Annotated in this window: 13 protein-coding genes and 1 pseudogene; 5 read left to right on the top strand and 9 right to left on the bottom strand. The window is 70.9% G+C overall.

Annotation, left to right across the window (positions count from 1 at the left end; genetic code table 11):
* Positions 1-114: 114 nt before the first annotated feature.
* Positions 115-834 (bottom strand): TIGR03936 family radical SAM-associated protein, encoded by a 720-nt coding sequence (locus ACLQ2S_RS14810; protein ID WP_425701955.1) that lies wholly within the window; start codon positions 832-834, stop codon positions 115-117.
* Positions 835-933: 99 nt separating this feature from the next.
* Positions 934-2,919 carry a TIGR03960 family B12-binding radical SAM protein gene (locus ACLQ2S_RS14805; RefSeq protein WP_155220813.1) on the bottom strand — a complete coding sequence of 662 codons (1,986 nt, stop codon included), beginning with the start codon at positions 2,917-2,919 and terminating at the stop codon, positions 934-936.
* A 202-nt stretch (positions 2,920-3,121) separates the two neighbouring features.
* Here ACLQ2S_RS14805 and ACLQ2S_RS14800 point away from each other — a divergent pair, with 202 nt between their 5' ends.
* Positions 3,122-4,435, top strand: a complete 1,314-nt coding sequence (locus ACLQ2S_RS14800) for a hypothetical protein (protein ID WP_425701860.1) — start codon at positions 3,122-3,124, stop codon at positions 4,433-4,435.
* A 22-nt stretch (positions 4,436-4,457) separates the two neighbouring features.
* Here the strand turns inward: ACLQ2S_RS14800 and ACLQ2S_RS14795 are convergent, their stop codons facing one another.
* A complete protein-coding gene (locus tag ACLQ2S_RS14795) occupies positions 4,458-5,156 on the bottom strand; it encodes a lysophospholipid acyltransferase family protein (RefSeq protein ID WP_425701859.1) in 699 nt (232 codons plus the stop codon).
* A gap of 145 nt (positions 5,157-5,301) precedes the next feature.
* A complete protein-coding gene (gene ileS / locus ACLQ2S_RS14790) occupies positions 5,302-8,490 on the bottom strand; it encodes an isoleucine--tRNA ligase (RefSeq protein WP_425701858.1) in 3,189 nt (1,062 codons plus the stop codon).
* Between the two features lie 393 nt (positions 8,491-8,883).
* Between ileS and ACLQ2S_RS14785 the strand changes: the two genes are divergently transcribed.
* Both ACLQ2S_RS14785 and sigJ read left to right on the top strand, forming a co-directional pair.
* The gene (locus tag ACLQ2S_RS14785) at positions 8,884-9,324 is read left to right on the top strand and encodes a carboxymuconolactone decarboxylase family protein (protein WP_155220817.1); all 441 of its coding nucleotides are present in this window, start codon (positions 8,884-8,886) and stop codon (positions 9,322-9,324) included.
* Positions 9,321-10,199 (top strand): RNA polymerase sigma factor SigJ, encoded by an 879-nt coding sequence (sigJ, locus tag ACLQ2S_RS14780; RefSeq protein WP_309223645.1) that lies wholly within the window; start codon positions 9,321-9,323, stop codon positions 10,197-10,199. Before ACLQ2S_RS14785 ends, sigJ begins: the two co-directional genes overlap by 4 nt.
* 15 nt (positions 10,200-10,214) lie before the next feature.
* Here the strand turns inward: sigJ and ndk are convergent, their stop codons facing one another.
* Complete coding sequence (gene ndk, locus ACLQ2S_RS14775) at positions 10,215-10,640, bottom strand: nucleoside-diphosphate kinase (RefSeq protein ID WP_309223646.1); 426 nt, start codon at positions 10,638-10,640, stop codon at positions 10,215-10,217.
* A 141-nt stretch (positions 10,641-10,781) separates the two neighbouring features.
* On the opposite strand from ndk, the gene ACLQ2S_RS14770 reads away from it, so the two are divergent.
* Positions 10,782-12,248: a VOC family protein gene (locus tag ACLQ2S_RS14770; RefSeq protein ID WP_425701857.1), complete on the top strand. Its 1,467-nt coding sequence runs from the start codon at positions 10,782-10,784 to the stop codon at positions 12,246-12,248.
* Between the two features lie 51 nt (positions 12,249-12,299).
* Here the strand turns inward: ACLQ2S_RS14770 and ACLQ2S_RS14765 are convergent, their stop codons facing one another.
* From ACLQ2S_RS14765 to ACLQ2S_RS14755, 3 genes are all read right to left on the bottom strand, one after another.
* Positions 12,300-12,665 (bottom strand): DUF4233 domain-containing protein, encoded by a 366-nt coding sequence (locus ACLQ2S_RS14765; RefSeq protein ID WP_425701856.1) that lies wholly within the window; start codon positions 12,663-12,665, stop codon positions 12,300-12,302.
* Entirely contained in the window at positions 12,662-13,933 is a 1,272-nt protein-coding gene (locus ACLQ2S_RS14760) for a bifunctional folylpolyglutamate synthase/dihydrofolate synthase (protein WP_425701954.1), read from the bottom strand. Before ACLQ2S_RS14760 ends, ACLQ2S_RS14765 begins: the two co-directional genes overlap by 4 nt.
* 179 nt (positions 13,934-14,112) lie before the next feature.
* On the bottom strand, positions 14,113-16,731 hold the full coding sequence (locus ACLQ2S_RS14755; protein ID WP_309223648.1) for a valine--tRNA ligase: 2,619 nt from the start codon (positions 16,729-16,731) through the stop codon (positions 14,113-14,115).
* A gap of 69 nt (positions 16,732-16,800) precedes the next feature.
* On the opposite strand from ACLQ2S_RS14755, the gene ACLQ2S_RS14750 reads away from it, so the two are divergent.
* On the top strand, positions 16,801-17,484 hold the full coding sequence (locus tag ACLQ2S_RS14750; protein ID WP_425701855.1) for a hypothetical protein: 684 nt from the start codon (positions 16,801-16,803) through the stop codon (positions 17,482-17,484).
* 24 nt (positions 17,485-17,508) lie between these two features.
* Here the strand turns inward: ACLQ2S_RS14750 and ACLQ2S_RS14745 are convergent.
* Positions 17,509-17,682, bottom strand: a pseudogene (locus tag ACLQ2S_RS14745) (GNAT family N-acetyltransferase); the annotation flags it as partial.
* Positions 17,683-17,875: the final 193 nt, after the last annotated feature.

Raw genomic sequence — 17,875 nt, 5'->3', positions numbered from 1 at the left:
CTGGCTTCCCCGGGCGCGGGTGAGCGCTGCCACGCAGGGTTGCCGCAAAGGTGTTTCCCCGGGCGCACGTGGTGCGCGCCGGCGAAGTCTGCCTGCCTAGGCGCCGACCGTCGGTCAGCGCCCGCCGATGGTTGCCCCGTCGCGCTCCGCGTCCAGCGGATCCACGATCGCACCCTGCGCGGTCAGCGTGCCCTGAGCCAGCCGGATCACCTTCGGGGCCACCGGCGGCTCCAGGCCGGCCACCACGCGGAAGCCGGAAAGGACGTCATCGGGCCGTACGGACGGGGTGACCTGCCGCACGACCAGTTCGAGTATCGCACACGGTACGGCTGGGGCCCCGGAAGGCGTCGCCGACGAGGCCGACACATCGATACTGACGACTGCGGCACGCGCGTCGAAGGTCCGCCGCCCCTGCTTCGTCATCCGTTCGACCAACACCTCGTCGGCGGCGGTGAAGGCGTCCACCGCCTTGGCCAGGACCTCCGGTTCCACCTGTGGCAGCTCGATCCGCCAGTGGGACGCCTCGATCCGGTCCGGCAGGCTGGTTCCGCTGGCGACCACGGCGTCGAGCACGTCGAGACCGGGCGAGAGCGCCGCGTCCAGCGCCACCCGCAACTGCTCCGGATCGACCGCCTCCCGCAGGCCGATCTCCAGGTACTCCGCCTCGCTGGCGACCCCGGTCGGCGCCGCACTGGCGTACGAGATCTTCGGGTGCGGGGTGAAGCCCTGGGAGAAGGCCACCGGTACGCCGGCACGGCGCAGTGCCCGTTCGAAGGCCCGGGCGAAGTCCCGGTGCGAGGTGAACCGCAGCGGGCCGCGCTTGGCATACCGGATCCGGATGCGCTGGACGACCGGTGCCTGGCCGCCCTCGGGCTGTGGTTTCCTACTGATCGTCCTACTCCTCGGTGTCGGAACCCACCCGGGCCGCCGGGGTCACTGTTGCGCGCCGGTGGGCAGCTTCAAACCGTTGACCGGGGTCAACGGGAGCAGCTTCCGGCCGGTCGGGCCGATCTGGATCTCGGTGTCCATCGCCGGGCAGACGCCGCAGTCGAAGCAGGGCGTCCACCGGCAGTCGTCCTGCTCGTACTCGCTGAGCGCGTCCTGCCAGTCCTGCCAGAGCCAGTCCTTGTCCAGGCCCGAGTCCAGGTGGTCCCAGGGCAGGACCTCCAGCTCGTCGCGCTCCCGGGTGGTGTACCAGTCGAGGTCGACCCCGAAGTCGGGCAGCACCTCGGCGGCGGCGTCCACCCAGCGCTGGTACGAGAAGTGCTCGCTCCAGCCGTCGAACCGCCCGCCCTTCTCCCAGACCCGGCGGATCACCGCGCCGACCCGGCGGTCGCCACGGGACAGCAGGCCCTCGATCAGCGACGGCTCGCCGTCGTGGTAGCGGTAACCGATCGCGCGACCCAGCGAGCGGTCGGCGTTGATGGCCTGCTTGAGCAGCCGGAGCCGGTGGTCGATGACCTCCGGCCGCTGCATCGCCGCCCACTGGAACGGAGTGTGCGGCTTCGGCACGAATCCGCCGATCGAGACGGTGCACCGGATGTCCTTCGACCCGGTGGCGGCACGCCCGGCCCGGATGACCTCGTGCGCCATGTCGGCGATCTCCAGGACGTCGTCGTCCGTCTCGGTCGGCAGGCCGCACATGAAGTAGAGCTTCACCTGCCGCCATCCGTTGGTGTACGCGGTGACCACGGTGCGGATCAGGTCGTCCTTGGAGACCATTTTGTTGATCACCTTGCGGATTCGTTCCGACCCGCCCTCCGGGGCGAAGGTCAGACCGGTCCGGCGACCGTTGCGGGACAGCTCCTGCGCGAGTTCGATGTTGAACGCGTCGACCCGGGTCGACGGCAGCGAGAGTGAGACGTTGGTGCCCTGGTACTGCTCGGCCAGGCCGGAGCACATGTCACCGATCTCGGAATGGTCGGCCGACGACAACGACAACAGGCCCACCTCGTGGAAGCCGGAGAACTCCAGCCCCTGCTGCACCATCTGTCCGACCGTGGTGATGGAACGTTCCCGCACCGGTCGGGTGATCATGCCGGCCTGGCAGAACCGGCAGCCCCGCGTACAGCCCCGGAAGATCTCCACCGCGTACCGCTCGTGCACCGTCTCGGCCAGCGGCACGAGCGGCTTCTTCGGGTACGGCCAGGCGTCCAGGTCCATCGTCGTGCGCTTGTGCACCCGGAACGGCACGTCCGCCCGGTTCGGCACGACCCGCTGGATCCGGCCGTCCGGCAGGTAGTCCACGTCGTAGAAGCGCGGCACGTAGACGCTCTCGGTACGCGCCAGCCGCAGCAGCAGCTCGTCGCGCCCGCCCGGGCAGCCCTCGGCCTTCCACTGCCGGACGATCCCGGTGATCTCCAGGACCGCCTCCTCGCCGTCACCGAGCACGGCGGCGTCGATGAAGTCGGCGATGGGCTCGGGGTTGAACGCGGCGTGCCCACCGGCCACGAGCACCGGATCGGCGTCGGTCCGGTCGGCGGCGAGCAGCGGGATGCCGGCCAGGTCGATCGCGGTGAGCAGGTTGGTGTAACCCAGCTCGGTGGCGAACGACACGCCGAACAGGTCGAAGTCCCGGACCGGGCGGTGCGCGTCAACGGTGAACTGCGGCACGCCGTGGGCGCGCATCAGCTTCTCCAAGTCCGGCCAGACCGCGTACGTCCGCTCGGCGAGGACGTCCGGCAGCTCGTTGAGCACCTCGTAGAGGATCTGCACGCCCTGGTTGGGCAGCCCCACCTCGTACGCGTCCGGGTACATCAACGCCCACCGTACGGTCGCCGCGTCCCACTCCTTGACCACCGCGCCCAGCTCACCACCGACGTACTGGATCGGCTTGGTCACCTGGGGCAGCAGCGGCTCCAGGCGGGGCCACACGGAGTTCGCCGCGGCGGGACGCGAAGTGGTGGACGGGACGCTCATGATGCCCAAGGGTACGCGCCCGCCCGTCACCGCCCCGCTCACACCCGCCGTCGTACGGGGGCGCCGCACGCGACGCCGTGCGGTGGACCCGGCACCGCCAGCGACCACGAGCTGCCCCGTCGACCGTTCGGGCGGGCAGCCGATTCGATACAGGTGGCACCCCGGTACTAACCTCGGACCGGCGCGAGAGGAGATTGCCGCGATGCCGGAGCCGCAGCCGGAAGCAGACCGGCCGGTCGACGGGAGCCGTCCGGATCAACACCGGGACGAGGAGCCGGCGGTCACCCACGAACTGCCCACCGACCCCGCACCAGCCGAGTCGGCCGGCCCGGACGACACCGAGCAGGTCGAGGCGGGGCCCACCGACGTGGCACCCACCCTCGTCGCCCCGGCCGCCGACCCGGCGCCCACCAAGGTCGGACCACCCCTCGACACCGGCCCCGACGACGGACAGTCCCCGCCGCAGGTCGGTCCGCAGGGCACCCGCCTGCTGCCCGAGTCCGCCCCGGAGGAGACCACCCCTCGGTGGAGCGGCTCGGCACCGGTGCCCCCGGCGGCACCACGCCGCCGCAGCTGGGGCGAGTCCGCCGAACCCACGCCGCCGCCGGCGGCTCCACAGCCGGAGCACCAGACTCCGGTCGACCCGTGGGCCGGTGCCGACACCAGCGGCTGGAACCTCCCCTCCAGCGACTACCCCACTCTGCCGCCGACGCTGTCCTACCCGAGCCCACCGCCGACCCGGCCGCACTCGGCTCCCCCGGAGCCGCCGGTATCCCCGGCACCGGTCTCGCCGGTTCCGCCGCCGCCGGTCACGCCGCACCCGCAGTCGCCCGGGCCCTACCCGCCGGTGCCGGCCGGCCTTCCGGTGCCCGCCGCCCCGATCGGTCGGCCGGGCCCGCAGCCGGCCGCACCCGTCGCGCCGCCGGCCGGTTGGCAGCCACCCCCGGGGTACGCTCCGCCGCGCCGCAAACGTCGCCGCTGGCCCTGGTTCCTGCTGCTGACCCTGGCCTGCTGCTGCGGCTGCCCGACCTACTACGGCCTGCCGATGGCCAGTCAGTACCCGGCGAGCGCCTCGTTGCCGCAGCAGGTGGCCGACCTGCGACTGCGTGAGGACCCCCGGAGCACCCGCGACGCAAAGCAGCTGGAGAACCAGATGCGGGAGGCGCACCTGCTGGCCGACCGGACCTTCGCCGGGATCTACCACACGAGCAACGGCAAGCGGGTGACCGTCTTCGGTGGCACCGGCTTCCGGCTCACTCCGTCGGCGGACGCCGACGCGGAGATCAAGCGTCTCACCGAGCAGTACGCGCTGCGCGACACGCAGGTCATGAAGACCGGTATCCGGGGTCGCCACGAGCGCTGCGCCGTGGGCCGCACCGACGGTGTCGGCGCGGTGGTGTGCACCTCGGTCGACCACGGCAGCATCACCACCGGTGTCTTCACCGGGCTATCCGTGGCCGACAGTTCCCGGCTCCTGGGCACCCTGCGGGAGCGGATCGTCACCACCGACGGCTGATCGCGCCGCGCGGTGAGCCGACTCAGCCGGCGTCGGCCTCACCGGTGACCGGCGGGTGACCCCGGGGCGGGGCGTAGCGGGGCACGTACTCCTGGCCGGTGAGCTTCTGGATCTCACCCATCATCTCGTCGGTCATCTGCCGCAGCGACTGCCGGTCGTCCGGCCGCCCGGTGAAGTCGAGCGGCTTACCGAACCGGACGGTGATCTTTGCGGTGAAGGGGCGGGGCACCCGGGCACCGATCGGCTGCACCTTCTCGGTGCCGATCATACCCACCGGGATGATCGGCACACCGGCTGCGATGGCGAGCCGGACCGCCCCGGTACGCCCCCGGTACAGCCGCCCGTCCGGCGAGCGGGTGCCCTCCGGATAGACGACGACCAGGTCACCGCCCTTGAGCGCCGGGATGGCGGCGTCGAACGCGGCCAGCGCCGCTCGGCCACCGGCCCGCTCCACCGGGATCGCGCCGAGACCGGTGAGGATGAACTTGGAGAAGCGACCCTTGACGCCGGTGCCCTTGAAGTACTCGGACTTGGCCCAGAACGCCAGATGCCGGGGCACCACCGTGCCGAGGAACAGCTCGTCGGCCACCGACAGGTGGTTGCCGGCGAAGATCGCGCCACCCCGTTCCGGGATGTGCTCCAGCCCTTCCACCGTCGGACGGAACGCCAGCCGCATCGCGGGCCCCACGGTGAGCTTGCCGATGGTGTAGAGCAGCGGCACTGGTCCTCCGGGCGGATCGAGTGAGGTACGAGGCGGTGTCACCGTAGCGGACCGCCCCACGACAGCATGCGTGAGGTCGGGCTGGTCCGCAGGATGAGTGGGGTGCCGGGGAGGGGCCCCGGTCGACGGGGCCCCTCCGGACACCTCACACGCGACGAACGGCGACCGTCACCGGCACACCCTCACCGACCTCACCGGCGAAGCCGTCGACCCCCTCGGCGAAGTCGACGCTGTCGGCCAGCACCTCCCGGGCCACGAAGTCGCGGTACCCGGCCACCGCCGCCCGCACCTCGTCCGGGCCCGACGCCGTCACCGTGATCCGGTCGGAGACGTCGAGGCCGGCGTCCCGGCGCGCCTGCTGCACCACGCGGACGAAGTCCCGGGCCAACCCTTCCGCGGCGAGTTCGGCGGTGACCTCGGTGTCCAGCACCACCACCCCCTCACCGCCGGGCAACGGCGCCGAGTGTTCGGCGTCGGCGGCGACCAGTTTCAGCTCGTACTCGCCCTCGGCGAGGGTGACCCCGGCGGCCACCGGAGCGCCGTCGCGCAGCTCCCACTCCCCCGCCTTGACCGCCTTGATCACCTGCTGCACCTGCTTGCCGACCCGGGGGCCCAGCGCGCGCGGCACCACCGTCAAGACCTGCTGGCAGTACGCCGACACCTCGTCGGTGAACACCACCTCCTTGACGTTGACCTCGTCGGCGACCAGGTCGGCGAAGGGCCGCAGCTGCTCGGCCGCCGGGCTGGCCACGGTCAGCTTCGACAGCGGCAGTCGCACCCGCAGCCCCTTGGCCTTGCGCAGCGACAACGCCGCGGAGGCGACCGCCCGCACCGCGTCCATCGCGGCGACCAGCTCGTGGTCGGCCGGGAACTCCTCGGCCACCGGCCAGTCGGTCAGGTGCACCGACCGCTCGCCGGTCAGGCCACGCCAGATCTCCTCCGCGGTGAGCGGCGCCAGCGGCGCCACCACCCGACAGAGCGTCTCCAACACGGTCCACAGCGTGTCGAACGCGTCCGCGTCGCCCGCCCAGAAGCGGTCCCGTGAACGGCGCACGTACCAGTTGGTCAACGCGTCCAGGTAGGACCGGACGGTGGCGCAGGCACCCGAGATGTCGTACGCGTCCATCTGCGTGCCGACCGTCGACACCAGCTCGTTCGTCTTCGCCAGGACGTACCGGTCGAGCAGGTGCATCGAGTCGGTCCGCCGCCGCGCCGTGTACGAATCGGCGTTGGCGTAGAGCGAGAAGAAGTACCAGACGTTCCACAGCGGCAGCAGCACCTGCCGGACGGCGTCGCGCACGCTCGCCTCGGTGACCGGCATGTCCCCGCCGCGCATCACCGGCGAGGACATCAACATCCAGCGCATGGCGTCCGACCCGTACGAGTCGAAGACGTGGTAGACGTCCGGGTAGTTACGCAGGCTCTTGGACATCTTGCGTCCGTCGGAGCCGAGCAGGATGCCGTGGCTGAGGCAGTTGCGGAACGCCGGTCGGTCGAACAACGCGGTGGCCAGCACGTGCATGGTGTAGAACCAGCCCCGGGTCTGCCCGATGTACTCGACGATGAAGTCGCCCGGGTAGTGGTGCTCGAACCAGTCGCGGTTCTCGAACGGGTAGTGCACCTGGGCGAACGGCATCGAGCCGGACTCGAACCAACAGTCCAGCACCTCCGGCACCCGGCGCATCATCGACTTGCCGGTCGGGTCGTCCGGGTTGGGGCGGACCAGGTCGTCCACCGCCGGCCGGTGCAGGTCGGTCAGGCGTACGCCGAAGTCCCGCTCGAGGTCGGCCAGCGAGCCGTACACGTCGACGCGCGGGTAGTTCGGGTCGTCCGAGCGCCACACCGGGATCGGCGAACCCCAGAACCGGTTCCGGCTGATCGACCAGTCCCGGGCGTTGGCCAGCCACTTGCCGAACGAGCCGTCCTTGATGTGCTCCGGCGTCCAGTTGATCTGCTGGTTCAGCTCGACCATCCGGTCCTTGAACCTGGTCACCGCCACGAACCACGACGACACCGCCTTGTAGACCAACGGGGTGTCGCAGCGCCAGCAGTGCGGGTACGCGTGGGTGTAGGTGTCCTGCTTGAGCACCACCCCCCGCTCCTTGAGCTGACGGATCACCGGCTTGTTGACGTCGAAGACCTGCTCACCCTCGAAGGGCGGCACCAGCGCGGTGAACCGGGTGTGGTCGTCGACGGTGACCACGGTCGGGATACCGGCCGCGTTGCAGACGTTCTGGTCGTCCTCACCGAAGGCGGGAGCCAGGTGCACGATCCCGGTGCCGTCCTCGGTGGTCACGAACTCCGCCCCGAGCACCTGGTACGCGTTCGACCCGGCGTGGGCGACGAGGAAGTCGAACAGCGGGGTGTACCGCCGCCCCACCAGGTCGGCGCCACGCACCGTGCCGACCTGCTCGTACCCCTCGAGTTCCTTGGCGTACGCCCCGAGCCGACCGGCGCCGACGACGTAGCGTTCGCCGTCGCGCTCCAGCACCGCGTACTCGATATCCGGGCCGACGGCGAGCGCCAGGTTCGACGGCAGGGTCCACGGCGTGGTGGTCCACACCCCCAGCCGGACCGGTCCACGGACCAGTTCCGGCGCGGACTCGTCGGCGGTCAGCTCGAACCACACCGTCAACGTCGGGTCGTGCCGGTCCCGGTAGACGTCGTCCATCCGGGTCTCGGTGTTCGACAGTGGTGTCTCACACCGCCAGCAGTACGCCAGCACCCGGAAGCCCTCGTAGACCAACCCCTTGTCGTGCAGGGTCTTGAAGGCCCACATGACGCTTTCCATGTAGTCCAGGTCGAGGGTCTTGTAGTCGTTGGCGAAGTCGACCCAGCGGGCCTGCCGGGTGACGTAACGCTCCCAGTCCTGGGTGAACTCCAGCACCGAGCTGCGGCACGCCTCGTTGAACCGGGCCACGCCGAGGTCGAGGATCTCCGCCTTGCTGGTGATGCCGAGCTGCTTCTCGGCGACCACCTCGGCGGGCAGGCCGTGGCAGTCCCACCCGAAGCGCCGTTCCACCCGTCGACCACGCATGGTCTGGTAACGCGGCACCACGTCCTTGACGTACCCGGTGAACAGGTGGCCGTAGTGGGGCAGGCCGTTGGCGAACGGTGGGCCGTCGTAGAAGACGTACTCGTTGTCGGCGGCTGCGCCGTCGGCAGCGGAGCCCGGCGCTGCTTCCGGTTGCCGGACGGAGGCCGGCCGGGCCTCCACCGACGCCTCGAAGGTCTTGTCGGCCGTCCAGTGCTCCAGGACCCGGCGCTCGACCGCGGGCAGGTCCGGGCTCGCCGGTACGCCGCCGGCAGTCGGGTCGTGCAACGGATAGGCCATCGGGGGTCGCTCTCCTCGCTGACGCTCACTGTCGTGTGGGTCTGCGAGGACGAGCGTCCGGTACGCCGTCACCAGCGCCCCGGGGCCCGCGGTACCACCCCGCTTGGCGGTCGAGGGTCGACCACCCGCTCATTGGTCGGCGATAACGGGCCGTCCCGTCCGGTTCTACTGAGCCGGTCACCCGGCCGTTCTTCCGGAAGCTCCCCGGTGATAGCCGGATCATCGCCCGCCCATGATACCCACCCCACCTCCCATCCCTCCCGCCAATAACCCTCCCCCCGGCCCCACCCGGGACACGACGCATGACGGGCGTCACACGCCCCAGTTGTCACGCCCCGGATCGGGCCATCCGTCCAGGTGGTGTCGGTTCGAACTATCGGGAGGGTTGTTGTCATGCAGCGGATGAACGCGGCCGAGGTGGCACCGGAGGCATTCGGGACCGTGCTGGGGCTGGAGAAGTACGTCCGGGCCAACGTCGACCACACCGTGCTGGAGCTGGTGAAACTGCGCGCGTCGATGCTGAACGGCTGCACGTACTGCGTGGACATGCACAGCCGGGAGGCGATGGACGCCGGGGAGTCGAGCCGGCGGCTGTTCGCGGTGGCCGCCTGGCGGGAGGCACCTTTCTTCGACGAGCGGGAACGTGCCGCGCTCGCGTTGACCGACGCGGTCACCCGGCTGGGCGAGCACGGGGTGCCCGACGACGTCTGGGACGCCGCGGCGAAGGTGTGGCCGGAGAAGGCCCTCGCGGACCTGGTTCTGGCGATTGCCACAATCAACGTGTGGAACCGGATCGCGGTGACCTTCCGCACCGAGTTGCCGACGGACGTGTGAGCCCGCTGGACGCGGCGGAGGCGGCCGGTGCGCTCGACGCGCACCGGCCGATGCTGCTCGGGCTGGCCTACCGTCTACTGGGTAGCCGCCACGACGCCGAGGACGTCCTCCAGGAGGCGTACCTGCGCTGGTTGCGAGTCGACCGCGCCGAGGTGAGCGAACCGCGTCGCTACCTGTCCCGGGTGGTGACCCACCTGTCGATGGACCGGCTGCGGGCCCGGCAGGCCACCCGCGAGACGTACGTCGGGTCGTGGTTGCCGGAGCCGGTGCCGACCTCGCCGTCGCCGTTCGGGCCGCTGGAGCGGGCCGAGTTGCGCGACTCCCTGTCCACCGCACTGCTGCACCTGCTGGAGCGGCTCACCCCGCCGGAGCGTGCCGTCTACGTGCTGCACACCGCCTTCGAGCTGCCCTACGCCGAGATCGCCGAGTTGCTGGACCGCTCCGCCGAGGACTGCCGCCAGTTGCACCACCGGGCGAGCCTGCGGATCGGGCGCGACCAGCGCCGCTTCACCGTCGACCGGGCGGAGCGACAGCGACTGCTGGACGCGTTCGTCGCCGCTGTCGACGACGGCGACCTGGCCGCGCTGACCGACCTGGTGGCCACGGACGCGACCACGTGGAGCGACGGCGGCGGCCGGGTGCGGGCCGCCCGCAACCCGGTCAGCGGCGCCGACCGGGTCGCCCGGTTCCTGCTGGGCATCCGGGCGAAGGGCTGGCCGTTCACCGTGCGGCGCACGGAACTCAACGGCCAGCCGGCCGCCGTGTTCAGCACAGCGGCCGGTGACGCGTACGCGGTGACGCTCGGCACGGCCGCCGGTCGGATCACCGACATCTTCCTGGTGGCCAACCCGGACAAGCTGCCCTGGGCGAGCTGAGCCGAGCGGGCCGGCTCAGTCCAGCTCGGGGAACCAGAGTGCCAGCTCGCGCTTGGCGCTGTCGGCCGAGTCGGAGGCGTGCACGAGGTTCTCCCGGTTGGACAGGGAGAGGTCGCCACGGATGGTCCCGGCCGCGGCCTTACGCCCGTCGGTGGCACCGATCAGGCCCCGCACCACGTTGATGACATCGTCGCCGGAGAGCACGAGCGCGACCAGCGGCCCTCCGGTCATGAACGCCTTCAGCGGCGGGTAGAACGCCTTGTCGACGTGCTCGGCGTAGTGCTCGTCGGCCAGCGCGTCGTCCATGGTCCGGGTCGCCATAGCGTCGAGCCGCAGCCCCTTACGCTCGAACCGGGAGATGATCTCGCCCACCAGCCCTCGGCGGACCGCGTCGGGCTTGATCAGGACGAGCGTACGCTCATCCGGGCTGCTGCTGGACACGCTGGGTTCCTCCTCAGAGCGGAAGCCGGTCGGGCTGGGTACGGTCAGCCTAGCGACCCGGACCCGGCACCGGCGCGGTGGTCGGCCTTCCCCCGGCCCCCGATCCGGCCTAGCCTGGCCCTGACCCCCGGGAGGTCCACTGTGGCGAATGGTGGCGGCAACCGACCCATCGCACCGGTACGCAAGCTGATCGCCGCGGTGTTGGGCACCGTGGCCACCTTCGTGATCCTCTTCGGCCTCGGCATGACCAGCTGGGCCATCGTCGCGCTCGGTGTCGCCCTGCTCGCCCTGGCGATCGCGCTGGCGACCGTCCGCGCCGGTGGCCGCACCTGGGTGGTCGGCGTTGGCCACGTGCACAGCGCCTCCGAGCCACCGACCCAGTACGCCTTCGGTCGCTGCGAACTTCAGCTGGTGATCGACGCTCCCGGGCTGCCACCGCGCTCGAAGAAGATCATCGAGCCACGGGTTCCGGTGTCGAAATGGCCGTCGCTGGGCCAGACCCTGCCGATCCGGGTGGCGTTGGACGACCCGCGACACGTCCGGGTGCTCTGGGACGAGGTGCTCACCCACACCGAGGCCGGCAACACCGCCGACCTGCCTCCCGAGTTCGCCACGGTGCCACCGGACGAGGTGCTGATCGGCCAGGAGGCGCCCCCGTGGGCCGACCGGGCGCCGGAGGACGACTTCCGCGACCCGCTGGGCGAGGTGTCCGACGGCTCGCCCGGCGCGTCGTCCGACGGCCCGACGCACGATCCGGTGGCCGAGCCCGTGGAGCATCGCGAGACGGTGCGGGTACGCCAGCGCCCGGCCAAACCGGTCGTGCTGGAGGGCACCGTGGTGGAACGCTCCGACGAGCAACGGCTGCCCCGCCGCGCCACGCCCGCCCCACGGATGCCGGCCGAGGAGCAGTTCCCCGACGAGGGATTCGCCACCGCCGCCGCAGACGAACCCACGACCCTCGACCCGGGCGGCGCGGGGCGCGGAGACCGGACGGCCGATCCGGCACCCGAGCAGCCACCGGCCCACCCGGCGGATCCCGTCGACCCGCTCGATCTACCGCTCGACGACCCGGAACCAGCACCGAACGCCACCGACCGGGTGACCGCCACCGGCCAGCCGAAGACCAGGGTCGGTCACCCCCCACCGGCAGGCGAGCGGGCGGCGGCGGTCGACCCGGGGGAACTGGACGAGGCGATCTTCGGGTACGACCTGGACGCCGCCGACCCCACGGCCCCGATCAGCGGAGTCGGCATCACCCTGCTGGTGACCGAGCTGTCCCGCTCGCTGGAGTTCTACCGGGACCGGCTCGGCTTCACCGAGGTCGACCGGGGTGCCGCCAACGCCGTGCTCTCCTCGGGGACGACCCGCCTGGTGCTCCGCGAGGTGACCGGGGCTCAACCGATCAACCGTCGGCTGGTCCACGTCAACCTCGACGTGGACGACATCCAGTCGGCGTACGAACGGCTACGCGAGACCGGCGTCCGGTTCACCTACGCTCCCCGGGTGGTCAACCGGGGCAGCAAGCTGGAGGTGTGGGCGGCGGCGTTCCGCGACCCCGACGGGCACGGCATCGCACTGACCCAGTGGCGGGAACTCGCGGAGGCGTGACCCGGCCGTCGGGGCGGCTCACGCCTCCGACCGCCGGCGACGGCGACCGGATCAGCCCAGGATCACCCGGCGCACGTGCAGCGCGTACGCCCACACCAGCGCGAACATCACGCCCAGCACGAACAGCGACCAGTGCAGCAGACCGGACAGGAGCAGCAGTCCCTGCAACACGGTGCCCGCGTGCCAGGCCCACGGCCGACGCATCATGCCGGCCAGCCCGGCGGCGGCCACCGCCAGTGCCACGACCACGGCGATGACCGCGCCACCGAGATCGCCGTCGACCGCCCGGATCGGCTGGATCGCCAACAGCAGCACCAACGCCTCCAACGCGAGCGCCGCCGCGCCGAGCCCACGTACCGCCCGCTGCGGGTTACGCAGACCGGACCGGCGCGGCTGACCGTCGCCGTCCCCGGTCATCGTTTCAGCAGCCGACGTGCGTCGGCCACCGTCACCACGGAGCCGGTGATGAGCACGCCGACGCCGGCCAGCTCGCCCGGCACGTCCTCCTCGGCCAACGCCACCGCCGCCTCGATGGCGTCCGGCATCTCCTCGGCGACCTCGACCCGCTCCGGGTCGAACACCTCTGCGGCCAGCGCGGCCAGTTCCTTGACCGGCAGGGCGCGGGGTGAGCTGTTCCGGGTCACCACCACCTGGTCGACCACCGGCTCCAGCAGCTCCAGCATGCTGGCGGCGTCCTTGTCGGTCAGCGTGCCGACGACGGCGACCAGTTTGCTGAACGCGAACTCCTCCTGCAGGGCGGCGACCGTGGCCGCCATGCCCTGCGGGTTGTGCGCGCCGTCGAGCAGGATCGTCGGCGCGGTACGCACCCGCTCCAGCCGACCGGGAGAGCTGGCGGTGGCGAATCCTTCCCGTACCGCCTCCACATCAAGCTGACGGCGGGCACCCGCGCCGAGGAACGCCTCGACCGCCGCCAGCGCCACCGCCGCGTTCTGCGCCTGGTGGGCGCCGTGCAACGGGACGAAGACCTCCTCGTACACCCCACCCAGTCCTTGCAGGGTGAGCACCTGGCCGCCGACCGCGACTGCCCGGCGCAGTACGCCGAACTCCGAGCCCTCCCGGGCGACGGTCGCGCCCACCTCCGCGCAGCGTTGCAGGATCGGCCGGGCCGCTTCCTCCTCCTGGGCGGCGCAGATGACCGTCGCACCCGGGTGGATGATGCCGGACTTGGCGACCGCGATGTCCTGGAGCGTGTCACCGAGCCACTCGGTGTGGTCGAGCCCGATCGGGGTCAGTACGCACACCCCGGCCTGGATGACGTTGGTGGCGTCCTCGGCACCACCGAGACCCACCTCGACCACAGCCACGTCGACCGGAGCGTCGGCGAAGGTGGCGAAGGCCAGTGCCGTGGTCATGTCGAAGTAGGTCAGCGGCTCGGCCGAGCGGGTGTCCACCAACTCGGCCAGCGGCTTCACCTCCTGGTACACGCCGGTGAACCGAGCCTCGTCCACCGGCTCGCCATCCAGGCTGATGCGCTCCCGCACCGTCTCCAGATGCGGGCTGGTGTACCGCCCGGTGTGCAACCCGAAGGCCCGCAACAGCGAGTCGATCATCCGGGCGGTGGACGTCTTGCCGTTGGTGCCGGTCAGGTGGATCGACGGGTACGCCCGCTGCGGGCTGCCCAGCAGGTCCAGCAGGGACGAGATCCGGTCCAGTTCGAAGACCATCCGGGTGAAACCACGCCCGGCCAGCTCCGTCTCCACTTCCGCGAAGGCGGAGCGTTCGGCCCGGCCGGTCCGCTCACGGCGGTCCGCGCCCGCACCGGTACGGGGTCGGTCGGTCGGTTCGCTGGATCCGGTACCCGCCCGCTCGGCAGGGACGCGGTCAGCGCGGTCAACAGGGTCGGTCACGAGGGAAGCGCCTCCAGGGCGGCATCGATGCGGGCCAGGTCGGCCTCGGCGACCGCCAGACGTTCACGGATCTTGGAAACGACGTGCTCGGGGGCCTTGTCGACGAACGCCGGATTGGCCAGCTTCGCACGAGCCTGCCCCGCCTCCTTCTCCGCCGCCGCGCGGTCCTTGGTCAACCGGGCCCGCTCCGCGGCCACGTCGATCGAGCCCCGAGTGTCCAACGCGACACTGACCTCGCCCGGCATGGCCAACGTCGCACTGGCCTGGAAGTCGTCACCGGCCGGATCCAGCCGCGCCAGCGACCGGATCAACGGCTCGTGCACCGCGACACCGGCACCGGCCAGCCCGTCGAGTCGGGCCGCGACCCGCTGGGTCGGCCGCAGGCCCTGGTCGGACCGGAACCGACGGACCTCGGTCACCACCCGCTGGAGGGTGGCCACCTCCGTCTCGGCGGCATCGTCGATCAACGCCCGGTCAGCCGTCGGCCAGGCCGCCGTCATGACGGTCTCCCCGCCGGTGAGCGCCGTCCACAGCTCCTCCGTGACGAACGGGATCACCGGGTGCAGCAGCCGCAACAGCTGATCCAGCACGTGCCCCAGGACCCGGCGGCTGACCTCGGCCGGTTCCCCACCGGCGGCGAGCACCGGCTTGCTCAGCTCCACGTACCAGTCGCAGACGTCGTCCCAGGCGAAGTGGTACAGCAGGTCACAGACCTTGGCGAACTCGTACGCCTCGAACTGCTGGTCGACCTCGGCGGTGACGTGGGCCAGCCGGGACAGGATCCACCGGTCGACGGTCGACAGGCGCGCCGCGTCCGGCATCGGGCCGTCGGTGTGCGCCCCGTTGATCAGTGCGAACCGGGTGGCGTTCCAGAGCTTGTTGCAGAAGTTGCGCGACCCCTGGCACCAGTCCTCGCTGACCGGCACGTCGCCGCCCGGGTTGGCGCCCCGGGCCAGCGTGAAGCGGGTGGCGTCGGCACCGTAGCGGTCGATCCAGTCCAGCGGGTCGACCACGTTGCCGAACGACTTGGACATCTTCTTGCCGTGCTCGTCGCGGACCATCCCGTGCAACGCGATCACGTCGAACGGCTGCCGGCCGTCCATCGCGTACAGGCCGAACATCATCATCCGGGCAACCCAGAAGAACAGGATGTCGTACCCGGTGACCAGCACACTCGTCGGGTAGAACTTGGCCAGGTCGGGGGTCTGCTCCGGCCAGCCGAGCGTGGAGAACGGCCAGAGGCCGCTGGAGAACCAGGTGTCCAGCACATCCTCGTCCTGGTGCCAGCCCGCACCGGTCGGCGGTTGCTCATCTGGTCCGACACAGACGACCTCGCCGGCCGGGCCGTACCAGACCGGAATCCGGTGACCCCACCAGAGCTGCCGGGAGATGCACCAGTCGTGCATGTTGTCGACCCAGGCGAAGTAACGCTTGGCCAACTCCGCCGGCTCGATGCGCACCCGGCCGTCGCGCACCGCGTCACCGGCCGCCTTGGCCAGCGGCGAGGTGTTGACGAACCACTGCAACGACAGCCGGGGCTCGACGGTGGTCCGGCACCGGGAGCAGTGCCCGACAGCGTGCACGTACGGCCGCTTCTCGGCGACGATGCGGCCCTCGGCGCGCAGCGCGGCGACGATCGCCGGGCGGGCCTCGAACCGGTCCAGGCCCTCGAACGGACCGGGCGCGGTGATGACGCCCCGCTCGTCCATGATCGTCATGGTGGGCAGGTCGTGCCGCTGGCCGATCTCGAAGTCGTTCGGGTCGTGCGCCGGAGTCACCTTCACCATGCCGGTACCGAAGGCCGGATCGACGTGCGGGTCACCCACGATCGGGATCCGCCGCCCGGTGAGCGGCAGTTCCACCTCGGTGCCGATCAGGTGGCGGTACCGCTCGTCCTCCGGGTGCACGGCGACCGCCGTGTCACCGAGCATCGTCTCCGCCCGGGTGGTGGCCACCACCACGTCGTCGCTGTAGCGGATCGAGACCAGTTCGCCGTCGTCGTCGGTGTGCTCCACCTCGATGTCGGACAGGGCGGTGAGACAGCGGGGGCACCAGTTGATGATCCGGTTCGCCCGGTAGATCAGGCCGTCGTCGTACAGCTTCTTGAACATCGTCTGGACGGCGCGGGACAGGCCCTCGTCCATGGTGAAGCGTTCCCGGTCCCAGTCGACCGAGTCACCGAGCCGGCGCATCTGGCCGAGGATCGCGCCACCGGAGGTGGCCTTCCACTCCCACACCCGCTCGACGAACTTCTCGCGGCCCAGGTCGTGGCGGGAGAGCCCCTGCGCGGCGAGCTGCCGCTCGACCACGTTCTGGGTGGCGATGCCGGCGTGGTCCATGCCCGGCAGCCAGAGCGCCTCGTAGCCCTGCATCCGCTTACGCCGCACCAACGCGTCCTGCACCGTGTGGTCCAGCGCGTGACCCATGTGCAGCGAACCGGTGACGTTCGGCGGCGGGATGACGATGGTGAAGGGCTCCCGGTCGCTGTCCGCGGAGGCCCGGAATCGACCGTCGGCTACCCACTGCTCATACCGTCGCTGCTCTACCTCACCTGGCTGGTACTGGCCGGCAAGGGTCGGGGCGTCGGGGCGTCGGGCATCCAGTCTCTCGGTCACTCTGAAAGTCTACGGAGCGCTTCGACGGACCTGACGTGCACCACCTGTCGTTCGCGTACGGTGTCGGCTATGTCCGACGCACATCTCAGTGGCCGCCAGTTCGACGACGGCACCCCGTTGGTCCAACTGACCGACGAGCCGATCGAGTTGGACGCCCGCGAGCAGGCAGACGGCACCGGCCAGGGCGACGCGCGATCCCGGCGGGGACGCCTGGTCATGGTGCTGCTCGCGGTCGTCGCGGCTCTGGGGGTGGGCGTGTTCGGCACCTGGGGGTGGCGGATCGTCCAGCAGAAGGACGCCCGGATCACCACGCCCGACCAGGTCGCCGGGCTTCGTCTGGACACCAGCGACCGGGCGGCCAGCACCGCCGACTACCTGCGTAGCGGCATCGCCGCCGACATCCAGTTGGACAGCAGCTTCGGAGCCGTCTACCAGGACCCGGCCGACGAACGCCGATCGGTGCTGATCTTCGGTGGGACGACCTTGCTGTGGCAGCCCGAGCGGGATCTGGAGAGTCTGTTCGGGCTGATGGCCGACGAGACCGCGACGGTGACCGGCCTGCGCGACGTGTCACCCGGCCCGTTGGGCGGCGTGATGAAGTGTGGCAGCACGAGCGGCGACGGTGGCGAGTTCGCGGTCTGCGGCTGGGCCGACCACGGCAGCGTGGTGCTGGCCATGTTCCCCGCCCGTTCGACTGACGAAGCCGCCGGCCTGCTGCGGCAGATCCGGAACGGCATCCAGTCCCGCGACTAGCCCTGGTCGGCGGCGTCGCGGTGCTCACCGGGAACCGCGGCGTAGATCGGCCACCTCGTCTGACATCGTGAAGCCGGCCGACGCGTAGGTAGCTACCGCGCCGACGTTGGAACTGTGCACGCACACAGTCGCGCTGGACGAACCCATGTCGCGAAGGGCGGCGAACGTGATCGCCGTGCCGTAACCATGACCTCGGTCAGCACCCGTGGTGGAGGGTCTGGAAATGCGTTGAGGGCCACCCCATGTGGGGTGGCCCTCAACGGAAGAACGCAGTCGAGGGCCGACCCGATTCCGGGCGGCCCTCGACAGTTACGTTTGTGCGGCGGTGTCCTAATCAACCACACCCGCCCCGGTGCAGTACCAAAGGCGCTGGAGGGCGTATCATACGGGT

The organism is Micromonospora sp. DT48 (assembly GCF_049844495.1).
Taxonomy (GTDB): domain Bacteria; phylum Actinomycetota; class Actinomycetes; order Mycobacteriales; family Micromonosporaceae; genus Micromonospora.
This window is presented reverse-complemented; position numbering and strand designations above follow the sequence as displayed.

What these genes read in the sequence shown, in the direction of transcription:
- ACLQ2S_RS14805 (WP_155220813.1), bottom strand. Translation starts at nt 2,919, where the DNA reads ATGAGCGTCCCGTCCACCACTTCGCGTCCCGCCGCGGCGAACTCCGTG.
- ACLQ2S_RS14800 (WP_425701860.1), top strand. Translation starts at nt 3,122, where the DNA reads ATGCCGGAGCCGCAGCCGGAAGCAGACCGGCCGGTCGACGGGAGCCGT.
- ileS (WP_425701858.1), bottom strand. Translation starts at nt 8,490, where the DNA reads ATGGCCTATCCGTTGCACGACCCGACTGCCGGCGGCGTACCGGCGAGC.
- ACLQ2S_RS14785 (WP_155220817.1), top strand. Translation starts at nt 8,884, where the DNA reads ATGCAGCGGATGAACGCGGCCGAGGTGGCACCGGAGGCATTCGGGACC.
- ACLQ2S_RS14765 (WP_425701856.1), bottom strand. Translation starts at nt 12,665, where the DNA reads ATGACCGGGGACGGCGACGGTCAGCCGCGCCGGTCCGGTCTGCGTAAC.
- ACLQ2S_RS14760 (WP_425701954.1), bottom strand. Translation starts at nt 13,933, where the DNA reads ATGGTCTTCGAACTGGACCGGATCTCGTCCCTGCTGGACCTGCTGGGC.
- ACLQ2S_RS14750 (WP_425701855.1), top strand. Translation starts at nt 16,801, where the DNA reads ATGTCCGACGCACATCTCAGTGGCCGCCAGTTCGACGACGGCACCCCG.